20 protein-coding genes are annotated in these 18,604 nt (G+C 61.0%); 16 read left to right on the top strand and 4 right to left on the bottom strand.

What is annotated here, in order from left to right; translation table 11 throughout:
• Positions 1–6: 6 nt before the first annotated feature.
• The 9 genes from DYL59_RS23400 (at position 7) to DYL59_RS23360 (ending at position 8,579) form a co-directional block, all read left to right on the top strand.
• On the top strand, positions 7–1,008 hold the full coding sequence (locus tag DYL59_RS23400) for a diguanylate cyclase (RefSeq protein WP_135291303.1): 1,002 nt from the start codon (positions 7–9) through the stop codon (positions 1,006–1,008).
• 254 nt (positions 1,009–1,262) lie between these two features.
• Positions 1,263–2,358 (top strand): peptide chain release factor 2 gene (gene prfB / locus DYL59_RS23395; protein WP_122487826.1). Its coding sequence is split into 2 segments (ribosomal slippage): positions 1,263–1,334 and positions 1,336–2,358, totalling 1,095 coding nucleotides; the frame shifts between segments, so codons are not numbered across the junction.
• 108 nt (positions 2,359–2,466) lie between these two features.
• A complete protein-coding gene (gene lysS, locus DYL59_RS23390) occupies positions 2,467–3,969 on the top strand; it encodes a lysine--tRNA ligase (protein ID WP_135291302.1) in 1,503 nt (500 codons plus the stop codon).
• 106 nt (positions 3,970–4,075) lie between these two features.
• Positions 4,076–4,792 (top strand): TetR/AcrR family transcriptional regulator, encoded by a 717-nt coding sequence (locus DYL59_RS23385; protein WP_135291301.1) that lies wholly within the window; start codon positions 4,076–4,078, stop codon positions 4,790–4,792.
• Between the two features lie 60 nt (positions 4,793–4,852).
• Positions 4,853–5,401, top strand: coding sequence for a hypothetical protein (locus DYL59_RS23380; RefSeq protein ID WP_135291300.1), 549 nt, complete (start codon positions 4,853–4,855; stop codon positions 5,399–5,401).
• A 21-nt stretch (positions 5,402–5,422) separates the two neighbouring features.
• Positions 5,423–6,700: a flavohemoglobin expression-modulating QEGLA motif protein gene (locus DYL59_RS23375; protein WP_078047176.1), complete on the top strand. Its 1,278-nt coding sequence runs from the start codon at positions 5,423–5,425 to the stop codon at positions 6,698–6,700.
• Positions 6,701–6,884: 184 nt separating this feature from the next.
• Positions 6,885–7,790 carry an alpha/beta hydrolase gene (locus DYL59_RS23370; RefSeq protein WP_135291299.1) on the top strand — a complete coding sequence of 302 codons (906 nt, stop codon included), beginning with the start codon at positions 6,885–6,887 and terminating at the stop codon, positions 7,788–7,790.
• Entirely contained in the window at positions 7,787–8,113 is a 327-nt protein-coding gene (locus DYL59_RS23365; protein WP_135291298.1) for a PA3694 family proteiin, read from the top strand. Before DYL59_RS23370 ends, DYL59_RS23365 begins: the two co-directional genes overlap by 4 nt.
• A 148-nt stretch (positions 8,114–8,261) precedes the next feature.
• Positions 8,262–8,579 carry a hypothetical protein gene (locus DYL59_RS23360; RefSeq protein WP_135291297.1) on the top strand — a complete coding sequence of 106 codons (318 nt, stop codon included), beginning with the start codon at positions 8,262–8,264 and terminating at the stop codon, positions 8,577–8,579.
• Between the two features lie 64 nt (positions 8,580–8,643).
• Here DYL59_RS23360 and lptF read toward each other — a convergent pair whose 3' ends face one another.
• From lptF to DYL59_RS23345, 3 genes are all read right to left on the bottom strand, one after another.
• On the bottom strand, positions 8,644–9,429 hold the full coding sequence (gene lptF, locus DYL59_RS23355) for a lipotoxin F family OmpA-related lipoprotein LptF (RefSeq protein ID WP_135291296.1): 786 nt from the start codon (positions 9,427–9,429) through the stop codon (positions 8,644–8,646).
• Positions 9,430–9,484: 55 nt separating this feature from the next.
• Entirely contained in the window at positions 9,485–9,895 is a 411-nt protein-coding gene (locus tag DYL59_RS23350; protein WP_185707453.1) for a DUF4398 domain-containing protein, read from the bottom strand.
• 287 nt (positions 9,896–10,182) lie between these two features.
• Positions 10,183–10,527, bottom strand: coding sequence for a pilin assembly protein (locus DYL59_RS23345; protein ID WP_135291295.1), 345 nt, complete (start codon positions 10,525–10,527; stop codon positions 10,183–10,185).
• Between the two features lie 186 nt (positions 10,528–10,713).
• Here DYL59_RS23345 and ppc point away from each other — a divergent pair, with 186 nt between their 5' ends.
• The 7 genes from ppc to DYL59_RS23310 all read left to right on the top strand — a co-directional run bounded on the left by ppc (position 10,714) and on the right by DYL59_RS23310 (position 17,915).
• Positions 10,714–13,341 (top strand): phosphoenolpyruvate carboxylase, encoded by a 2,628-nt coding sequence (gene ppc / locus DYL59_RS23340; RefSeq protein WP_135291294.1) that lies wholly within the window; start codon positions 10,714–10,716, stop codon positions 13,339–13,341.
• Positions 13,342–13,623: 282 nt separating this feature from the next.
• The gene (adk, locus tag DYL59_RS23335) at positions 13,624–14,271 is read left to right on the top strand and encodes an adenylate kinase (RefSeq protein ID WP_135291293.1); all 648 of its coding nucleotides are present in this window, start codon (positions 13,624–13,626) and stop codon (positions 14,269–14,271) included.
• A 90-nt stretch (positions 14,272–14,361) separates the two neighbouring features.
• Complete coding sequence (tsaB, locus tag DYL59_RS23330) at positions 14,362–15,048, top strand: tRNA (adenosine(37)-N6)-threonylcarbamoyltransferase complex dimerization subunit type 1 TsaB (protein ID WP_135291292.1); 687 nt, start codon at positions 14,362–14,364, stop codon at positions 15,046–15,048.
• Between the two features lie 160 nt (positions 15,049–15,208).
• On the top strand, positions 15,209–15,499 hold the full coding sequence (locus DYL59_RS23325; protein WP_135291291.1) for a hypothetical protein: 291 nt from the start codon (positions 15,209–15,211) through the stop codon (positions 15,497–15,499).
• Positions 15,499–16,359 carry a DUF72 domain-containing protein gene (locus DYL59_RS23320; RefSeq protein WP_135291290.1) on the top strand — a complete coding sequence of 287 codons (861 nt, stop codon included), beginning with the start codon at positions 15,499–15,501 and terminating at the stop codon, positions 16,357–16,359. Before DYL59_RS23325 ends, DYL59_RS23320 begins: the two co-directional genes overlap by 1 nt.
• Before the next feature lie 27 nt (positions 16,360–16,386).
• Positions 16,387–17,214 carry an isocitrate lyase/PEP mutase family protein gene (locus DYL59_RS23315; protein ID WP_135291289.1) on the top strand — a complete coding sequence of 276 codons (828 nt, stop codon included), beginning with the start codon at positions 16,387–16,389 and terminating at the stop codon, positions 17,212–17,214.
• 2 nt (positions 17,215–17,216) lie between these two features.
• Positions 17,217–17,915, top strand: coding sequence for an extensin-like domain-containing protein (locus tag DYL59_RS23310; protein ID WP_135291288.1), 699 nt, complete (start codon positions 17,217–17,219; stop codon positions 17,913–17,915).
• Between the two features lie 3 nt (positions 17,916–17,918).
• Here the strand turns inward: DYL59_RS23310 and DYL59_RS23305 are convergent, their stop codons facing one another.
• The gene (locus DYL59_RS23305) at positions 17,919–18,539 is read right to left on the bottom strand and encodes an energy transducer TonB (protein WP_135291287.1); all 621 of its coding nucleotides are present in this window, start codon (positions 18,537–18,539) and stop codon (positions 17,919–17,921) included.
• Positions 18,540–18,604: the final 65 nt, after the last annotated feature.

The following is an 18,604-nucleotide window of genomic DNA, read 5'->3' as shown; positions in this document are numbered from 1 at the left end:
TTGCACATGAATGATTTACAGATCGACGACATCAAGACCGACGAAAACGCCGCCATGGTGCTGCTGGTCGACGACCAGGCCATGATCGGCGAAGCCGTGCGACGCGGCCTGGCCCACGAAGAAAACATCGACTTCCACTTTTGCGCCGACCCGCACCAGGCGATTGCCCAGGCCATCCGCATCAAACCGACGGTGATCCTGCAAGACCTGGTAATGCCTGGCCTTGATGGCCTGACCCTGGTGCGCGAATACCGCAACCACCCGGCCACGCAGAACATCCCGATCATCGTGCTCTCCACCAAGGAAGACCCGCTGATCAAGAGCGCGGCGTTCTCGGCCGGGGCCAACGACTACCTGGTCAAGCTGCCAGACAACATCGAACTGGTAGCGCGCATTCGCTATCACTCGCGTTCCTACATGACCCTGCTGCAGCGCGATGCAGCCTACCGTGCGCTGCGGGTCAGCCAGCAGCAGCTGCTGGATACCAACCTGGTGCTGCAGCGGCTGATGAACTCCGACGGCCTCACCGGGCTGTCCAACCGCCGGCACTTCGACGAATACCTGGAACTGGAATGGCGCCGCGCCATGCGTGACCAGACCCAGCTGTCGCTGCTGATGATCGACGTGGACTTCTTCAAGACCTACAACGACAGCTTCGGTCACGTCGAAGGCGACGAAGCCTTGCGCAAAGTCGCCGACACCATTCGCGAAGCCAGCAGCCGCCCTTCGGACCTGCCGGCGCGCTACGGCGGCGAAGAGTTTGCGCTGGTGCTGCCAAATACGTCGCCCGGTGGTGCGCGGCTGGTGGCCGAGAAGCTGCGCATGGCGGTTGCCGCGCTGAAAATCCCCCATATCGCCCCGGCGGAAGGGGCAAGCCTGACGGTCAGCATTGGTTTGTCGACCATGACGCCGCAGCAGGGCACGGATTGTCGGCAGCTGATATTGGCGGCGGACAAGGGGTTGTATACGGCCAAGCATAATGGGCGCAATCAGGTGGGGATCGAATAACCAGGGGTCAGCGCGAATCCAACGGTGGGAGGGGGCTTTTGTGGGAGGGGGCCTGCCCCCGATAGCGGTAGGTCAGCCGCCTGATGTTTGGCTGACACACTGTCATCGGGGGCAAGCCCCCTCCCACATTTGAATTTCATTGGTCTTGAGATCGTATGCAAACCCCCGCCTTTTCGCCAAGCGGGCTGCCGCTCCCCCCCGTTTGCCGTTATACTCGCCGGCTTTCAAAAGTTCGCCAACGAGTGCTGCCCGCCATGGAAATCAACCCGATCCTTAACACCATCAAGGACCTGTCCGAGCGCTCCGAAACTATTCGGGGGTATCTTTGACTACGATCAAAAGCATGAGCGTCTGACCGAGGTCAACCGCGAGCTTGAAGATCCGGCTGTCTGGAACAAACCTGAATACGCCCAGGAACTGGGGCGCGAGCGCGCTGCGCTGGCGCAGATCGTCGACACCCTCGACGAGCTGAACACCGGTCTGGCCGATTGCCGTGACCTGCTGGACATGGCCGTCGAAGAAGACGACGAAGGCGCAGTGGGCGATGTCGTCGCCGAGCTGGCCCGTCTCGAGGAAAACCTCGCCAAACTCGAATTCCGCCGTATGTTCAGCCATGAAATGGACCCGAACAACGCCTACCTGGACATCCAGGCCGGTTCCGGCGGCACCGAGGCCCAGGACTGGGCCAACATCCTGCTGCGCATGTACCTGCGCTGGGCGGATAAACGCGGTTTCGACGCCACCATCATGGAACTGTCGGCCGGTGAAGTGGCCGGTATCAAGGGCGCGACCGTGCACATCAAGGGTGAATACGCCTTTGGTTGGCTGCGTACCGAGATCGGCGTGCACCGCCTGGTGCGTAAAAGCCCGTTCGACTCCGGCAACCGTCGCCACACCTCGTTCTCTGCCGTGTTCGTCTCCCCCGAGATCGACGACAAGGTGGAAATCGAGATCAACCCTGCCGACCTGCGCATCGACACCTACCGCTCCTCCGGTGCCGGTGGCCAGCACGTAAACACCACCGACTCGGCCGTACGTATCACCCACGTACCGACCAACACCGTGGTCAGCTGCCAGAACGAACGTTCCCAGCACGCCAACAAGGACACCGCCATGAAAATGCTGCGGGCCAAGTTGTACGAGCAGGAAATGCAGAAGCGCAACGCGGCTTCCCAGGCGCTGGAAGACACCAAGTCGGATATCGGCTGGGGTCACCAGATCCGTTCTTATGTGCTCGATGCCTCGCGGATCAAGGATCTGCGCACTAACATCGAACGCAGCGACTGCGACAAGGTGCTCGACGGCGATATCGACGAATACCTCGAAGCCAGCCTGAAATCAGGCCTGTAACACATGCTATGCGGGATTGGCTGATACCCCCGATCCCTGTGGGAGCGGGCTTGCCCGCGATCCCCAGCCGAAGGCTGGGGCAACGAACCTGATGGAAAATTTAAAGACATGAGCGACCAACAACTCGACCCGCAAGCCCTGCAACAGGAAGAAAACTCCCTGATCGCCCTGCGCAAGGAAAAGCTTGCTGCCGAGCGCGCCAAGGGCAATGCCTTCCCGAATGACTTCCGTCGCGAAAACTACTGCGATGCGCTGCAAAAGCAGTACGCGGACAAGACCAAGGAAGAGCTGGCAGAGGCTGCGATCCCGGTCAAGGTGGCAGGTCGCATCATGCTCAACCGTGGCTCGTTCATGGTGATCCAGGACATGACCGGGCGCATCCAGGTCTACGTCAACCGCAAGACCCTGCCTGAAGAAACCCTGGCCTCGGTGAAAACCTGGGACATGGGCGACATCATCGCCGCCGAAGGCACCCTGGCCCGTTCCGGCAAGGGCGACCTGTACGTTGAAATGACCAACGTGCGCCTGCTGACCAAATCCCTGCGCCCGCTGCCCGACAAGCACCACGGCCTGACCGACACCGAGCAGCGCTACCGCCAGCGCTACGTCGACCTGATCGTCAACGAAGACGTGCGCCACACCTTCCGTGTGCGTTCGCAAGTGATCGCCCACATCCGCACCTTCCTGATGCAGCGTGACTTCCTGGAAGTGGAAACCCCGATGCTGCAAACCATTCCTGGTGGTGCCGCAGCCAAGCCGTTCGAAACCCACCACAACGCGCTGGACATGGAAATGTTCCTGCGTATCGCGCCGGAGCTGTACCTCAAGCGCCTGGTGGTTGGCGGCTTCGAAAAAGTGTTCGAGATCAACCGCAACTTCCGTAACGAAGGCGTTTCGACCCGTCACAACCCAGAATTCACTATGTTGGAGTTCTACCAGGCCTACGCCGACTACGAAGACAACATGGACCTGACCGAAGAACTGTTCCGCGAGCTGGCGCAGTTGGTCCTGGGCAGCACCGACGTGCCGTACGGCGACAAGGTGTTCCACTTCGGCGAGCCGTTCGTGCGCCTGTCGGTGTTCGACTCGATCCTCAAGTACAACCCTGAGTTGACCGCTGACGACCTGAACGACATCGACAAGGCCCGCGCCATCGCCAAGAAAGCCGGCGCCAAGGTGCTGGGCTTCGAAGGCCTGGGCAAATTGCAGGTGATGATTTTCGAAGAACTGGTGGAGCACAAGCTGGAACAGCCGCACTTCATTACCCAGTACCCGTTCGAAGTGTCGCCGCTGGCCCGTCGCAACGATGACAACCCGAACGTCACTGACCGTTTCGAGCTGTTCATCGGCGGCCGTGAAATCGCCAACGCCTACTCCGAGCTTAACGACGCGGAAGACCAGGCCGAGCGCTTTATGGCCCAGGTGGCTGACAAGGACGCCGGTGACGACGAAGCCATGCACTACGACGCAGACTTCGTTCGCGCCCTGGAATACGGCATGCCGCCAACCGCCGGTGAAGGTATCGGCATCGACCGCCTGGTGATGCTGCTGACCAACTCGCCGTCGATCCGCGACGTGATCTTGTTCCCGCACATGCGGCCACAAGCGTAAGCGTAGCGAAATCCGAAGCCGCCTTTTATAAGGCGGCTTTTTTATGTGGCGTTATTAAGCGTCAAGCAAACAGCGCCAGGTTTTGATCTTTTCAAGGATGTGTGTCGTGAACCGCGTAATCGCTCAGGAAGGCGCCGCCGGCATTGCCGCTGCCGTGGTTGAAAGCGTCCAGTACCAGGGCCGCAAGGCCAGTCGTCGGGGCAGCGAGCAGCGCAGGCAAGACATTCTCGATGCAGCCATGCGCATCGTGGTGCGCGATGGGGTGCGTGCCGTACGCCATCGGGCCGTGGCAGCGGAAGCGGGGGTGCCGCTGTCGGCCACCACCTATTACTTCAAGGACATCGATGACCTGCTCACCGATACCTTCGCCCAATACGTCGAACGCAGCGCCGCGTTCATGGGCAAGTTCTGGGTGCGCAATGAAGGGCTGCTACGGGAGATGGTCGCCTACGGTGATGGCAGCCCGCAGTCGCGGTCCCAACTGGCCGACGACATTGCACGGCTCACCGCGGACTACGTCTTGCGTCAATTGACCAACCGCCGTGAATACCTGATGGCTGAACAGGCCTTTCGCCAGGAGGCCCTGCTGAACCCCCGCCTGGCGGAATTGGTGCGCTCCCACCAGCAGATCCTGTTGCAGGGCACGGGGCAGTTTTTCCAGGTGTTGGGCTCTCGTGAGCCACAACAGGATGCCAAAGTGTTGACGGCGATAATCAGTCGGATGGAATATCAGGGCCTGCTGGGCGGCGCAGAGCCACTGACCGGTGAAGAGATGCTTGAGATTCTCAAGCGTTACATGCATTTGGTGTTGGCTTCGGTGTAGCTATTTACTGCATCTGCTTTGTGTGGGAGCGGTCCCGCCTATATCACCGTGGAGTTCATGATGAAAACCTGGCGTGTTCTAGCAATCGCCTTATCGTTCCTGCTATTGAGCGGTTGCCTGGTGACCTTCAAGAACCCACTGCCCGCCCATGAAGCCGCGCCAAAAGGTTTATTGGGCCAATGGTCGAGCAAAAACGCCTGGGGCGAGCCACTCAACCTGCACATCACCCGCGCCGGTGACCAGCGTTACAAAGCAGTGAGCTACCCTACAGCCAAGCCCGGCCAGCGTGACGAGTACCTGTTTACGGTGTCGCGCCATGGCAGTCGTTGGTATTTTTCGGCGCCATTGCCGGCCAGATTCGGCGGGCAATTCATCCTTGGCGGCTTCGAATTCAACGAACAACACGAATTGGTGGTCTACAACCTGGACCTGGACGCGATCCACCAGGCCCTCAACCAGAACCACTTGCACGGCAGCGCCGTGGAAACCGTCGAAGGCGACGGCATAGCGGTGGACAGCCCCATGGACCAGGTATTTGCCTACCTGGATGACCCGGCCAATGCCGATGTGTTTGTGGAAGCCGTGCGCTACCAGCGTGCGGGCAAATAACGTTTAAAGAGGAAGCACCGGGTGGACGATTACCAGCAGACGATACGCACCTTGTCTGATCGCATTGTGCTGGCGCAAACACCGATTCGCGTCCTCGACGCCGTGAAGTGGGACGAGAACATCCGTCAGGGGTTCCTCAAGGCCAAGGGCAAGGAAATGCCCGCCGTCAACCGCGACTATTACCTCAACCGGCCATTGTCGTTCGATTCCAGCGCGGTGAAGCTGGAGTTCCAGAACATCGAGCGCGACATCACCCGACGCCTCGGTCAGTTCAGCCCGGTGGGGCAGATCATGCGCCGCATGTGCAAGGAATACCGCATGGTGGTGCGCATGCTCGAAGCGCGCGGCACCGAGGATTTCGGCCTGATCTCCCAGGAACTGTACGGCGCCGCCTCCGATGCGTTCCATGCCGGCGACCCCACACTGGCCGACCTGGGCCTGATGCTCTCCGACTACTTGAACAACATCGACGGCCGTGGCGACTTGAAAGACGAGGCCAAGACCCTCACCGCCAAGGACGCCGTGGCCCTGCTGCAAACCCGCCTGAACAAGGTGTTTGGCGAGGCTGAAGAAACCATTCGCGTGTTCGAGTCCGACGGTATCGTTGCCGACGCAGCGGCGGGCGCCGACTACATCAAGATCCGCGCCGACGCGATGTTCAACGACCGCGACGTACGTGCCCTGGAAGTGCATGAAGGCCTGGTGCACGTTGGCACCACCCTTAATGGCCAGAACCAGCCGATCTGTACTTTCCTGTCCAAGGGCCCGCCGTCGTCCACCGTGACTCAGGAAGGCCTGGCGATCCTGATGGAGATCATCACCTTCGCCTCCTACCCCAGCCGCCTGCGCAAACTCACCAACCGCACCCGTGCCATCCACATGGTGGAGGAGGGCGCCGACTTCCTGCAGGTGTTCGAGTTCTTCCGCGAGCAAGGCTTTGAGATGGCCGAAAGCTACGGCAACGCCAGCCGCGTATTCAGAGGCTCGGTGCCGACCGGTCTGCCGTTTACCAAGGATTTGTCCTATCTCAAGGGCTTTATCATGGTCTACAACTACATCCAGTTGGCCGTGCGCAAAGGCAAGTTGGAGCAGGTGCCGCTGCTGTTCTGCGGCAAGACCACCTTGGAAGACATGCGCACCTTGCGCCAACTGGTGGACGAAGGCCTGGTGGTGCCGCCCAAGTACCTGCCGGAGCAGTTTCGCGACATGAACGCGTTGGCGGCGTGGATGTGCTTCTCCAACTTCCTCAACCACCTGAGCCTGGATCGGATCGAGGCGGATTACTCCAATATCCTGTAGGGGATATGACTGAGGAAACGGGATTAGAAAAGTGGGAGGTTTGTGTGGGAGGGGGCTTGCTCCCGATTGCAGTGCGTCAGTCAATTAATATGTTTCTGACCCACCTCAATCGGGAGCAAGCCCCCTCCCACATTTGGATCTCCATAGGTTTGGATATTTCGAGTCAATCAAGAGGCTTCAACGGATGAGAATCCTCGGCATTCTGTGCCTGCTACTGACTTTGAACGGCTGCAGCTCCCTGCTGTTCTACCCCGAACCGGGGCTGCCCTTCACCCCGGAAAAGGCCCGCCTGGCCTATCGCGACATCACCCTCACCACCGCCGACGGGGTAAAGCTCCACGCCTGGTGGCTGCCCGCAAAACCCGGCGTGCCGATCAAAGGCACGGTGCTGCACCTGCACGGCAATGGCGGCAACCTGGCCTGGCACCTGGGTGGAAGCTGGTGGTTGCCCGAGCAGGGCTATCAAGTGCTGCTGCTGGACTATCGCGGCTATGGCCTGTCCGAAGGCAAGCCCTCGTTGCTGGCGATCTACCAGGACATCGACGCAGCGTTCAGTTGGATCGACAAGGCCCCCGACACCCAGCACCAACCTTTGATCGTCCTCGGCCAAAGCCTGGGCGGCGCATTGGCCGTGCATTACCTGGCCGAGCACCCGCAGCGCCAGGCTCAGCTCAAGGCCTTGGTACTGGATGGCGTGCCCGCCAGTTATCGTGACGTAGGACAATTTGCCCTCAGCACCTCCTGGTTAACATGGCCGTTCCAGGTGCCCCTGTCCTGGCTGGTGCCGGACGGCGACAGTGCGATCCGCGCCATGCCCCAATTGACCGGTGTGCCGAAACTGCTGTTCCACAGCCTGGATGACCCGATTGTGCCGCTGGCCAATGGCATCCGCCTGTACCAGGCCGCACCACCGCCCAGGGTGTTGCAACTGACCCGTGGCGGCCATGTGCAGACGTTTGCCGACAAGACCTGGCAAACCGTGATGCTGCGCTATCTGGACGACCCGCAGCACTTCAACGGCCTGCGCCGCCTGGGTGAGATTGCGAACTACCCCACTCCTAACGTTGATTCATCAGAGAGCCCGCAATGAGCGAAGAACGCAACATGATCCCGCTGATCCTCACCGGCATCGGCACCATCATCGGCACCGTCGGTTGCCTGTGGTTCTACGGTTACCTGCACTTCGCCAAGCCGGACGACGCGCTGCTGCTCAGTGACTTCACCATGCTCAAGACCGTGCCCGGAGAGGATTACAAAATCTCACTGACCCCCGCCGCACAGGTCGCGCAGTGTGTCGATGGCGTGTTGGTGATGTTTGATACCGAACAAAAAGGCCTCAGCGGCGTGCTGGTGAACAACAAGAAACAGGCCGTGCGTTGCCTGGGCCAGGAGACACCGCAACTGCAGCAGTAGGAAGACACCTTGAATCGCGCCGATTCTTCATTCGGTGCGTGTCAGTTGTGCGCCAGACCGGAACCAATTCGACTCGCTCGCCACAGATTCTGGACTGATCGGTGTCGTTGATCGGTTCACTTTTCAATCAGGTCTGGAGTCAGAATTTATGGACGCAATCAGCGGTTTTTCGGCGATGAGCAGCTTGGGCAATTTTGGCAATGCCTCCCAGCAGGGCGGCGGCGCAGATGCGCTCATGAAGCAGATCGCCGATTTGCAGAAGCAACTTCAAGCCAAAGGCACAGAGGGCTCCGGCGGCGCCCAGGGTTCAGGGGGCGCAGAGGACATCATGGAGTTGATCAAGAAATTAATGGAGCAGCTCACCCAGGCGGCTCAAAGTGGCCAGGGCGCGCAGGCTGGCGATCAAGGGGAGAGCGGTCAGATCACCATGGTTGCAGCCCAGAGCAAAGGCTCCATTAGCTTCTAAGTAAAACCCACCCAAAAAAGAACCCCCGCCATTGGGCGGGGGTCTTTTTTATTGCATCAAACCATCAGTTGGCAACGGACGAGCGTGGCGCAACTGGCTGGTTGTCGTTGGAGATAGTCACTTCAACGCGGCGGTTCATGGCACGGCCCGAAACGCTGCCGTTATCGGCAACCGGGTATTCCTTGCCGTAACCCTGGGTCACGATGCGCGAGATATCCACCCCTTGCTGCGCCAGTGCACGTTGCACAGAGGCCGCACGGCGCTCGGACAGGCTCTGGTTGTACGCGTCGGAACCGGTGCTGTCGGTGTAGCCTTCGACGATCACTTTACGGTCTGGGTTGTCGCGCAGGAACTGCGCCAGCTTGGTGATATTCACCAGGCCGCTGGATTTGAGGTCAGACTTGTTGGTGGCAAACAGCACGTCACCGAAGGTCACCAGGGTGCCGCGATCGGTCTGCTTGGCGTTCAGGCTGTCTTGCAGTTGCTTGATCTGCGCATCACGGGCTTCGAGCAGGGCGCGAGCACGTTCGTCACCGGCGTTTTTCAGCTTGGCTTCGGATTCGCGCAGCACGATGGTGTCTTTGGCCACTTCAACGCGCTGGTTGGTCAGGTAGGCCAGTTGGTCAACTTTCTTCTGGTCTTCATTGTCGCGGAAAGCCTTGTCGGCCTTGTCCAGCCATTCGCTGGCGTCCTTGGTTTCCAGCGCCGCAACCTTGGTGGCTTGCGGGTTGGCTTGCAGGGCCGAGTAGTTGGTCCGTGCGTTTTCCAGGTTCGCGTTTGGCGGGGTGGAGCAAGCTGCCAGGGCAACGCTCATCGCCAGCAGGGCAGGGATCATCAATTGTTTACGCATAGTCGTGTCGTCCTTTCAATTCGATATCGGGTGCAATGCAGTCAGTGGCGGCGGTTTACGGCTGTTTGATCACAGCGGGGCGCATGCCTTCCTGACGCAGCTCCTGAACAGCTTTCTGGGAGTCCTTCACAGCCTGTTCAGCCTTGGCCGCCTGAGACTTGCGCTCTGCAACGCGGGCGTCCCATTCGGCTTGCTCGGCAAGGCGACGGGCTTCGTCGTAGTTCTTGTCGTGCATGGCGATTTCGGCTTGTTTGAGCTTGTCCTGGGCCGACTTCATCTCTACGGCAGCGTACTCGGTGCCGCCGGCGCTCACGGCGCTGTTCACGGCAGACTGGGTCACGGCGTACTGCTCGGTCGGCGGGTTGCCGGCGCAGCCCGCCAGGACGAAGCTGGTGCCGATTGCCAGCGCGGCCAATTTGAGCCCGCGCAGGTGGTTAAACGAGGATTTGGCAGTGCTGGTCTTCATCGTCTTCAACTCCATTGGATAACTCCTGAAAAACTTCAACATCCATCTTGGGAGGTCGGTTGCGGGCCCGGCGGATAAGGCACATGACGCCTGTTCAAACGGCCGTTCCAAGTGATGGCTTACTGGCTGTGACCGGAGGCTTTTTTGAATAGTTCAGAGAAGATGGCGATTTGCCTAAAAAAATATCTGACTGAATGGTCAGCGTAAAAAACTTGGAACTTCTGCGTTGCGCAGGGGTACACCGGGCCTATGCAAGGCCCGGAATACAAGGGGTTTGACGGGAGGTGTCAGTGTTTCGGTTTGTCGGCACTGGCCGACAAATCATGCAGATAGCGACGGGACAAGGTCAGGAAACGCGGGGTAGGGCCCACGTCTTCATACAGCGGATCGCCCTCTTCATCGGTGGCCACCACCTGCTGGCCCTTGATGTAGGGAAAGCTGGCTTCCAGCTCTTCCAGGGCGGCGCCAATCAGCTCGCCGAGCAGTTCCTCGGTGCTGCGCTTGGGGTACATCTCGGCAATGGCCGCCAGCCGTGCGGCGGACTCTACATCCAAATGGATGGCGTACTCGGTCTTGGTCAAGCGACCCTTGGCGTTCTCTTCCCAATGCTGGGCCAGTTCTCGAATTTTCATGGCAACCTCAATAAAGCCTGCGGTGGCAGGCGGTGATGAGTGACCAGCCGCTCGCATGGATAAACACGGGCGACTCAAGTGTTGAGACTAGCTGCAACTCACAAGGTTTAAAGTCTTGTCATAAAACGATGCTGGCGGCACTCTGGCAAACCTGCGCGTCCCGGATTTCTGGCTGGAGATTGGCTGATGAGTGATATCGATGCACGCTTGCGTGAGGACGTTCACCTGCTGGGTGAACTGTTGGGTAATACGATTCGAGAGCAGTACGGTGATGAGTTTCTCGACAAGATCGAGCAGATCCGCAAAGGCGCCAAGGCCGACCGCCACGGTGCTGGCGACGAGCTGAGCGCCAGCCTCAATACGTTGCAGGAAGACGAACTGCTGCCGGTGGCCCGGGCCTTCAACCAGTTCCTCAACCTGGCCAACATTGCCGAGCAATACCAACTGATCCACCGGCGCGATGAATCCCAGCCGGCGCCGTTCGAGGCTCGTGTGTTACCCGAGTTGCTGGCGCGCTTGCAGCGCGAAGGCCACAGCAACGAGTCCCTGGCCCGCCAGTTGGGGCGCCTGGAGATCGAACTGGTCCTCACCGCCCACCCCACCGAAGTGGCGCGGCGCACCCTGATCCAGAAGTACGATGCCATCGCTGCCCAATTGGCGCTGCAGGATCACCGCGACTTGACGAGCGCCGAGCGCGAGCAGATTCGCGAGCGCCTGCAACGCCTGATTGCCGAAGCCTGGCACACCGAAGAAATCCGCCGCACCCGACCAACCCCGGTGGATGAAGCCAAATGGGGCTTTGCGGTGATCGAGCACTCGCTGTGGCACGCCATCCCCAATTACCTGCGCAAGGCCGACCAGGCCCTGCACGCCGCCACCGGCCTGCGCCTGCCGCTTGAGGCGGCGCCGATTCGCTTCGCCTCGTGGATGGGCGGCGACCGAGACGGCAACCCGAATGTCACCGCGCCGGTCACCCGCGAAGTACTGCTGCTGGCGCGTTGGATGGCGGCCGACCTGTACCTGCGGGACATCGACCACCTGGCGTCCGAGCTGTCGATGCAACAGGCCAGTCCGGCCTTGCAGGCCAAGGTCGGTGACAGCGTCGAACCTTACCGCGCGCTGCTCAAGCAACTGCGTGAACGTCTGCGCGCCACGCGCCAATGGGCGCACACCGCACTGAGCAGCAGCACCCCGGCGTCCGCTGAGGTGCTGCAGAACAACCGCGACCTGCTGGACCCGCTGGAGCTGTGCTACCAGTCCCTGCATGAATGCGGCATGGGCGTGATCGCCGATGGCCCGTTGCTCGACTGCTTGCGCCGTGCGGTGACCTTCGGCCTGTTCCTGGTACGCCTGGATGTACGCCAGGATTCCAGCCGCCATTCGGCGGCCATGACCGAGATCACCGATTACCTGGGCCTTGGGCGTTACGAAGACTGGAATGAGGAGATGCGCATCAGCTTCCTCATGAAGGAGCTGGCCAACCGTCGACCGTTGTTGCCGGGGTATTTCAAGCCGTCGGCCGATACCGCAGAAGTGTTGAACACCTGCAAGGAAATCGCCGCCGCGCCGGCCGCATCCTTGGGCTCTTACGTCATCTCGATGGCGGGTGCCGCGTCAGACGTGCTCGCCGTGCAATTGCTGCTTAAAGAGTCAGGGGTGCTGCGGCCAATGCGCGTGGTGCCGTTGTTCGAAACCCTGGCCGACCTGGACAACGCCGGCCCCGTGATCGAACAGCTGTTGCTGCTGCCGGGCTACCGCGCCCGGCTGCAAGGCCCGCAGGAAGTGATGATCGGCTATTCCGACTCGGCCAAGGACGCCGGCACCACCGCCGCCGCCTGGGCGCAATACCGGGCGCAGGAACGCCTGGTGGATATCTGCCGCGAACAACAGGTGGAACTGCTGCTGTTCCACGGTCGCGGGGGCACGGTTGGTCGTGGCGGCGGCCCGGCCCATGCGGCGATTCTGTCGCAGCCGCCGGGCTCGGTGGCGGGGCGCTTTCGTACCACCGAACAGGGCGAGATGATCCGCTTCAAGTTCGGCCTGCCGGATATCGCCGAGCAGAACCTCAACCTCTATCTGGCAGCGGTGCTGGAAGCCACCTTGCTGCCGCCGCCACCACCCGAGCCGGCCTGGCGCCATTTGATGGATGAATTGGCCGCAGACGGTGTGAGCGCTTATCGCGCCGTGGTGCGGGAAAATCCGCAGTTCGTCGAGTACTTCCGCCAGTCCACCCCAGAGCAGGAGTTGGGCCGTTTGCCCCTGGGCAGTCGCCCGGCCAAGCGCCGTGCCGGCGGGATTGAAAGCCTGCGGGCCATCCCGTGGATCTTCGGCTGGACCCAGACCCGCTTGATGTTGCCCGCCTGGCTCGGTTGGGAAGCGGCCTTGAGCAAGGCCCTGGAGCGCGGCGAGGGCGATTTGCTGGGGCAGATGCGTGAGCAGTGGCCGTTCTTCCGCACGCGCATCGACATGTTGGAAATGGTGCTGGCCAAGGCCGATGCCGATATAGCGCAGTTGTATGACGAACGCCTGGTGCAGCCAGACCTGCTGCCATTGGGTGCGCACTTGCGCGACCTATTGTCGCAGGCGTGCCGTGTGGTGCTTGGCCTGACCGGCCAGTCGCAGTTGCTGGCCCACAGCCCGGACACCCTGGAGTTCATCCGCTTGCGCAACACCTACCTCGACCCGCTGCACTTGTTGCAGGCCGAGTTGCTGGCGCGCTCGCGTCAACAGGAAGCAGCGCAGGACAGCCCTCTGGAACAGGCGCTGCTGGTGTCCGTGGCCGGTATTGCGGCGGGTTTGCGCAACACCGGCTAGCATTTTTTTGCGTGTACTCAAGGGCTTGCAGGCAAACCACAACGGCCGCCCCGAAACGGGCGGCCGAAGTTTGAGTGCTCGGGTTGCACTCAGGCACACCCTACCTTTGAAGCAGGTGCGGCGGGGTTCCTGCGACTTTTGGCGGCTTGTATGGATAGGGCCCGCTGTGTATCTTGATCAGCCTTTGGCCGTTTGATCGGTCTGGAACCACATTATTTTTACGCGATTGGCCCCACGCGGCGAATCCGAGCGTCATCTCTATAAAAATTGAGGAGCACATCAATGCGCGTCATTCTGCTGGGAGCTCCCGGGGCCGGTAAAGGTACTCAGGCAAAGTTCATCACTGAAAAATTCGGCATTCCACAAATCTCCACCGGCGACATGCTGCGTGCAGCAGTCAAGGCCGGCACCGAGCTGGGCCTGATCGCCAAAAGCGTAATGGACAGCGGCGGCCTGGTGTCCGATGACTTGATCATCAACCTGGTCAAAGAGCGCATCAGCCAGGAAGACTGCAAGAACGGTTTCCTGTTCGACGGCTTCCCGCGCACCATTCCCCAGGCTGAAGCCCTGGTCAAAGCTGGCGTCGAGCTGGACGCAGTGGTTGAAATCGCGGTTGAAGACGAAGAGATCGTGCAGCGTATTGCCGGTCGTCGCGTTCACGAAGCCTCGGGTCGCGTGTACCACACCGTCTACAACCCGCCAAAAGTTGAAGGCAAGGACGATGTGACCGGCGAAGAGCTGGTGCAGCGTAAAGACGACACCGAAGAAACCGTGCGTCATCGCCTGTCGGTCTACCATTCCCAGACCAAGCCGCTGGTGGACTTCTACCAGAAGCTGTCGGCTGCACAAGGCAAGCCCAAGTACAGCCACATCCCTGGCGTGGGTTCGGTAGAAGCGATCACGGCCAAGGTGCTGCAAGCACTGAGCTGATCCTTCGACTGGCTACACCTATAACGGCCCGCTTGCGGGCCGTTGTTGTTTATACTGGCGCACTTTTTTTCGACTTGGACACCTACACCGATGAGCACCCTGCTGGCCCTGGACACCGCGACTGAAGCTTGCTCCGTTGCCCTGCTGCATGATGGCAAGGTCACGAGCCACTACGAGGTGATCCCGCGCCTGCATGCGCAGAAGCTGTTGCCGATGATCAAGCAGTTGCTGGAAGACGCAGGCATTACCTTGGCGGCGGTAGATGCCATCGCCTTTGGCCGTGGTCCGGGCGCCTTTACTGGCGTGCGCATCGCCATCGGCGTGGTGCAGGGCCTGGCGTTTGCGCTGGAGCGCCCGGTGTTGCCGGTGTCCAACCTGGCGGTACTGGCCCAGCGCGCGTTGCGCGAGCACGGCGCCCATCAGGTGGCTGCGGCTATCGATGCGCGCATGGATGAAGTCTATTGGGGCTGCTACCGCGAAACCGCGGGCGAAATGCGCCTGGTGGGTGTTGAAGCCGTGCAACCGCCCGAGGCTTCGGTATTGCCGCAGGGTGCCAGCGGTGACTGGTTTGGTGCTGGCACCGGCTGGGGGTATGGCGAGCGCATCGCTGTGCCGTTGATTGGCCAGGATGCAGCGATGTTGCCCCACGCCGAGGACCTGCTGGCGTTGGCCCGCTTCGCTTTCGAGCGGGGCGAGGCCATTGCGGCCGATCAGGCTGCGCCCGTGTATCTACGCGATAAAGTCGCGCAGACAAAGGCTGAACGCGGGATTATTTGACGCCAAAAATGCAGGTATTTTCTGACAAAAATCGCCAATCGTCAGAATTTGCCCCGTCTTTTAAACCTTTTGCCAATATTGTGTTCTAGTTATCACCAGAGCATTTGCGCGCTACGGATTGCGCCACTAAAATGCCATCACTGATACCGAGTTCGCTAGCATGCGCATAGACGGCTTTTCCTCACATTCTTATCCCATCAAGCGTAAGCCACGTAAGGCCAACGCCACGGTGGACGACTCCGTCGAGGATTCGCCGGACTTCATCGAAGTCCAGTCCGATGCCCAGGCCAATACTCAAGCCCGTATCAGTGGTCTTCCGGCCCGTCAGCAAGACATGGTCTTCCCGCGCTCCATGAGTAAAAGCGTTGCCACCGCCCTGGCCAGCTACCTGACCACCGCCGGCTTTGTCGAATGGGATATGGAAGTGCTGGGCCTCGACATTCACATCTGATGCGCCTGCCTTATTTCGTCGGCTGCCCGTCCTGGAGTGAAAACGCCTGGCGCGAGTACCTTTACCCGGCCGACGCCCGTTCCAGCGACTACCTCGCGCTCTATTCCCAGGTTTTCAACGCCGTTGAAGGCAATACCACCTTCTACGCCCGGCCTTCGGTGGCCACGGTGCAGCGTTGGGCCGAGATCATGCCGCAAGACTTTCGCTTTACCGCCAAGTTTCCCGGTGACATCAGCCATGCGGGCGATCTGCGCGAGCAATTGCCCGCAGCAGAGAGTTTTGTGGGTTTGATGAGCCCGCTGGGGGAGCGTGTCTCGCCCTTGTGGTTGCAACTGTCGGCGAGTTTTTCACCGCAGCGCCTGGGCGAACTGGCCGGTTTTATCGATGGGCTTGAGCGGCCGCTGGCGGTTGAGGTGCGCCATCCTGAATTCTTCGCCAAGGGTGACGCCGAGCGCCGGTTCAACCGCTTGCTGCGCGACCGGGGCGTTGAGCGGATCTGCTTGGACTCGCGGCCCCTGTTCAGCTGCACGTCCACCTCGGCGGCAGTGCTGCATGCCCAATCGAAGAAGCCCAAGGTGCCTCCACGCCCCGCAGCACTGACGCTGTTTCCCCAAGTGCGCTTTATCGGCCATCCCGAACTGGAGGCCAATGACCCGTTCCTGATGCCTTGGGTGGAAAAAGTCGCCGGGTGGATCGAAGAGGGCCGCACCCCCTACGTGTTCCTGCACACCTCGGACAACCGCCTGGCAGCCCAACTGGCCTTGCGCTTTCACGAGCGATTGATGGCCCGCCTGCCAGGCCTGCCGCCGCTGCCGACTTTGGATCGGCAACCCGCCGTGGAGCAACTGGGGTTACTCTAGGGCTCCGTTTTTCGCCAGGAGCCCGACATGGATGCCCAAACCCTTCGCGCCGAAACTTTCAAGGCCCTGCACGAGCGTGACCGTGCCTTCGTGATGCCCAACCCGTGGGATGCAGGCTCCGCCGTCATGCTGGCCAGCCTGGGTTTTGAAGCCTTGGCCACCACCAGTGCGGGTTATGCGTTCAGCCTGGGGCGGCCGGATGCGGAGGGGGCGCTGTCGCTGGATGACACGCTGGTCAATGCGTCGATGATCGCCCAGGCCACTGCGTTGCCGGTGGCCGCAGATCTGGAAAACGGCTTCAGCGATACCCCCGAAGGCTGCGCCCATACGATCTTGCGCGCGGCAGCGACCGGCATCGTCGGCGGCTCCATTGAGGACGCCACCGGCATTGCCATTGACCCGATCTACCCGTTTGATTTGTCGGTCGCGCGTGTAGAAGCCGCCGTGGCCGCTGCCCGCAGCTTGCCATTCCCCTTCACCCTGACCGCCCGCGCGGAAAACCTGCTGCATGGGCGCCTGGATTTGCCCGACACCATCCGCCGCCTGCAGGCCTACGCCGAAGCCGGTGCCGACGTGCTGTACGCACCGGGCCTGCGCAGCGCCGAGGAAATACTGGCGGTGGTCAAGGCGGTGGCGCCAAAACCGGTGAACGTGTTGATGTCCGGCGGCTTGAACCTCAGCGTGGTGCAACTCAATGAAATGGGCGTGCGGCGCATCAGTGTTGGCTCAGCCATGGCGCTGGCGGCATATGGTGAGTTCTATCGCGCGGCGCAGGAAGTGTATGCGTTGGGCACCTTTACCTTCACTGAACGCAAGATGCCGTTCAGCCAGGCCAATCAGTTTTTCAAGGACTAGCAGTGCGCTTTTTCAAAGTTTTAGGTGTGTTGCTGTTACTGGCGGGGGCGTTGGCGATGGGCGTATGGCGTGGCTGGGTGCCGTTAGCGCCTGAGTGGAACCCCTGGGCGCCGCTGGATGTGCGCGCAACCCCCAACCTGCTGACGCGTTACAAGCTGGGCCGTCTACAGGATGATCCGGCGCTGTGCGACCAGGTGCTGAAGACCTCCGGGCTGCGCGTCAGCCATCAAGCCGATTCCCCGGCCGATGCCGCCTGCCCATTGCGCAATACGTTGCGCGTGCAAGGCGCAGACGTTGGCCTAAGTAGCAGCTTTCTGGCCAGTTGCCCGCTGGCCGTGGCCTTTGCGTTGTTCGAGCGTCATAGCCTGCAACCGGCGGCTCAAGCGATATTCGGCCAGGCTGTGACGCGGGTCGATCACCTGGGCAGCTTTGCCTGCCGCACTGTGTATAACCGCGCGGGGGGTAGGCTCAGCCAGCACGCGTCGGCCAATGCCCTGGACATCGCCGGCTTTCGCCTGGCGGACGGGCGCAGCATCAGCGTGCTCAAGGATTGGCCGGGGGAGGGGGCGAATGCGCGGTTTCTGCGACAGGTCCGGGACAGCGCCTGCGATAATTTCAACGTGGTGTTGAGCCCGGATTACAACGCCGCGCACCGTAACCATTTCCATCTGGATATGGGGCGTTGGTGGGTGTGTCGCTGAGCGTCAGGCGGCCAGGCGCAGGTTTTGGGTGACCAGCGGGCGCGCCCAGAAGTAATCGAAGTCCAGGGCTTTCTGTTGCGCTACCAGCTCTTCGGTGGGGTAGGGTTCGGCGGCCGGTGGCAACAGGTCCAATTCGAACTCGGCAATCGGCAAGTGCAGCGGGCGCGGCTCTGGTGCCGGGCCAGGTTCTGGTAATGGTTGGCCGGCGGTCAGCACAATAGGACGGACCCAACCGCTTTCGAAGTTCTGCTGGCGCTGTTGGGCGACGATTTCGTCGTCCGGGAACGGCTCTGCAGCCGGTGGCAGCAGTTCGGTCTCGAATTCGGCAATCGGCAGGAACAGCGGCTCGGGTGGGGCGATTTCGGTGTCTTTGACGTCGCACTCACGCTGGGTGAGGATCTGCGCGAGCAGGTCGGCGCCGGCGCTGGGTTCGACCGCCGGGTCCAACGGTGCCGCCGCCTGGGTGGCGAGCGCGCCCGGCGTATCCCCCAGCTGCTCGGCCAACGCGCGGGCGAAGAAGTCCTGCCACACATGACTCACCCCGGCCAGCGCTTGGGTATTGCGCAGGCCGTAGTGGTTGTGGGTCGGCAGTACACCGATGGTTAGGGGAAGAATGTCTGACATTTTTCTCGGTCGACGCTCAGCTCTGGCAAAATGCCTGACTGTTTTTTTTATCGGCCGATGTTGGC

It is taken from the genome of Pseudomonas kairouanensis, assembly GCF_004682055.1.
GTDB classification, from domain to species: domain Bacteria; phylum Pseudomonadota; class Gammaproteobacteria; order Pseudomonadales; family Pseudomonadaceae; genus Aquipseudomonas; species Aquipseudomonas kairouanensis.
The sequence above is the reverse complement of the archived record's forward strand: the minus strand, read 5'-3'. Positions and strand labels throughout refer to the sequence as shown.

Coding starts and splice junctions, on each gene's coding strand:
- DYL59_RS23400 (WP_135291303.1), top strand. CDS start 7: ATGAATGATTTACAGATCGACGACATCAAGACCGACGAAAACGCCGCC.
- lysS (WP_135291302.1), top strand. CDS start 2,467: ATGAGCGACCAACAACTCGACCCGCAAGCCCTGCAACAGGAAGAAAAC.
- DYL59_RS23380 (WP_135291300.1), top strand. CDS start 4,853: ATGAAAACCTGGCGTGTTCTAGCAATCGCCTTATCGTTCCTGCTATTG.
- DYL59_RS23370 (WP_135291299.1), top strand. CDS start 6,885: ATGAGAATCCTCGGCATTCTGTGCCTGCTACTGACTTTGAACGGCTGC.
- DYL59_RS23365 (WP_135291298.1), top strand. CDS start 7,787: ATGAGCGAAGAACGCAACATGATCCCGCTGATCCTCACCGGCATCGGC.
- DYL59_RS23360 (WP_135291297.1), top strand. CDS start 8,262: ATGGACGCAATCAGCGGTTTTTCGGCGATGAGCAGCTTGGGCAATTTT.
- lptF (WP_135291296.1), bottom strand. CDS start 9,429: ATGCGTAAACAATTGATGATCCCTGCCCTGCTGGCGATGAGCGTTGCC.
- DYL59_RS23350 (WP_185707453.1), bottom strand. CDS start 9,895: ATGAAGACCAGCACTGCCAAATCCTCGTTTAACCACCTGCGCGGGCTC.
- DYL59_RS23345 (WP_135291295.1), bottom strand. CDS start 10,527: ATGAAAATTCGAGAACTGGCCCAGCATTGGGAAGAGAACGCCAAGGGT.
- ppc (WP_135291294.1), top strand. CDS start 10,714: ATGAGTGATATCGATGCACGCTTGCGTGAGGACGTTCACCTGCTGGGT.
- adk (WP_135291293.1), top strand. CDS start 13,624: ATGCGCGTCATTCTGCTGGGAGCTCCCGGGGCCGGTAAAGGTACTCAG.
- tsaB (WP_135291292.1), top strand. CDS start 14,362: ATGAGCACCCTGCTGGCCCTGGACACCGCGACTGAAGCTTGCTCCGTT.
- DYL59_RS23325 (WP_135291291.1), top strand. CDS start 15,209: ATGCGCATAGACGGCTTTTCCTCACATTCTTATCCCATCAAGCGTAAG.
- DYL59_RS23320 (WP_135291290.1), top strand. CDS start 15,499: ATGCGCCTGCCTTATTTCGTCGGCTGCCCGTCCTGGAGTGAAAACGCC.
- DYL59_RS23315 (WP_135291289.1), top strand. CDS start 16,387: ATGGATGCCCAAACCCTTCGCGCCGAAACTTTCAAGGCCCTGCACGAG.
- DYL59_RS23305 (WP_135291287.1), bottom strand. CDS start 18,539: ATGTCAGACATTCTTCCCCTAACCATCGGTGTACTGCCGACCCACAAC.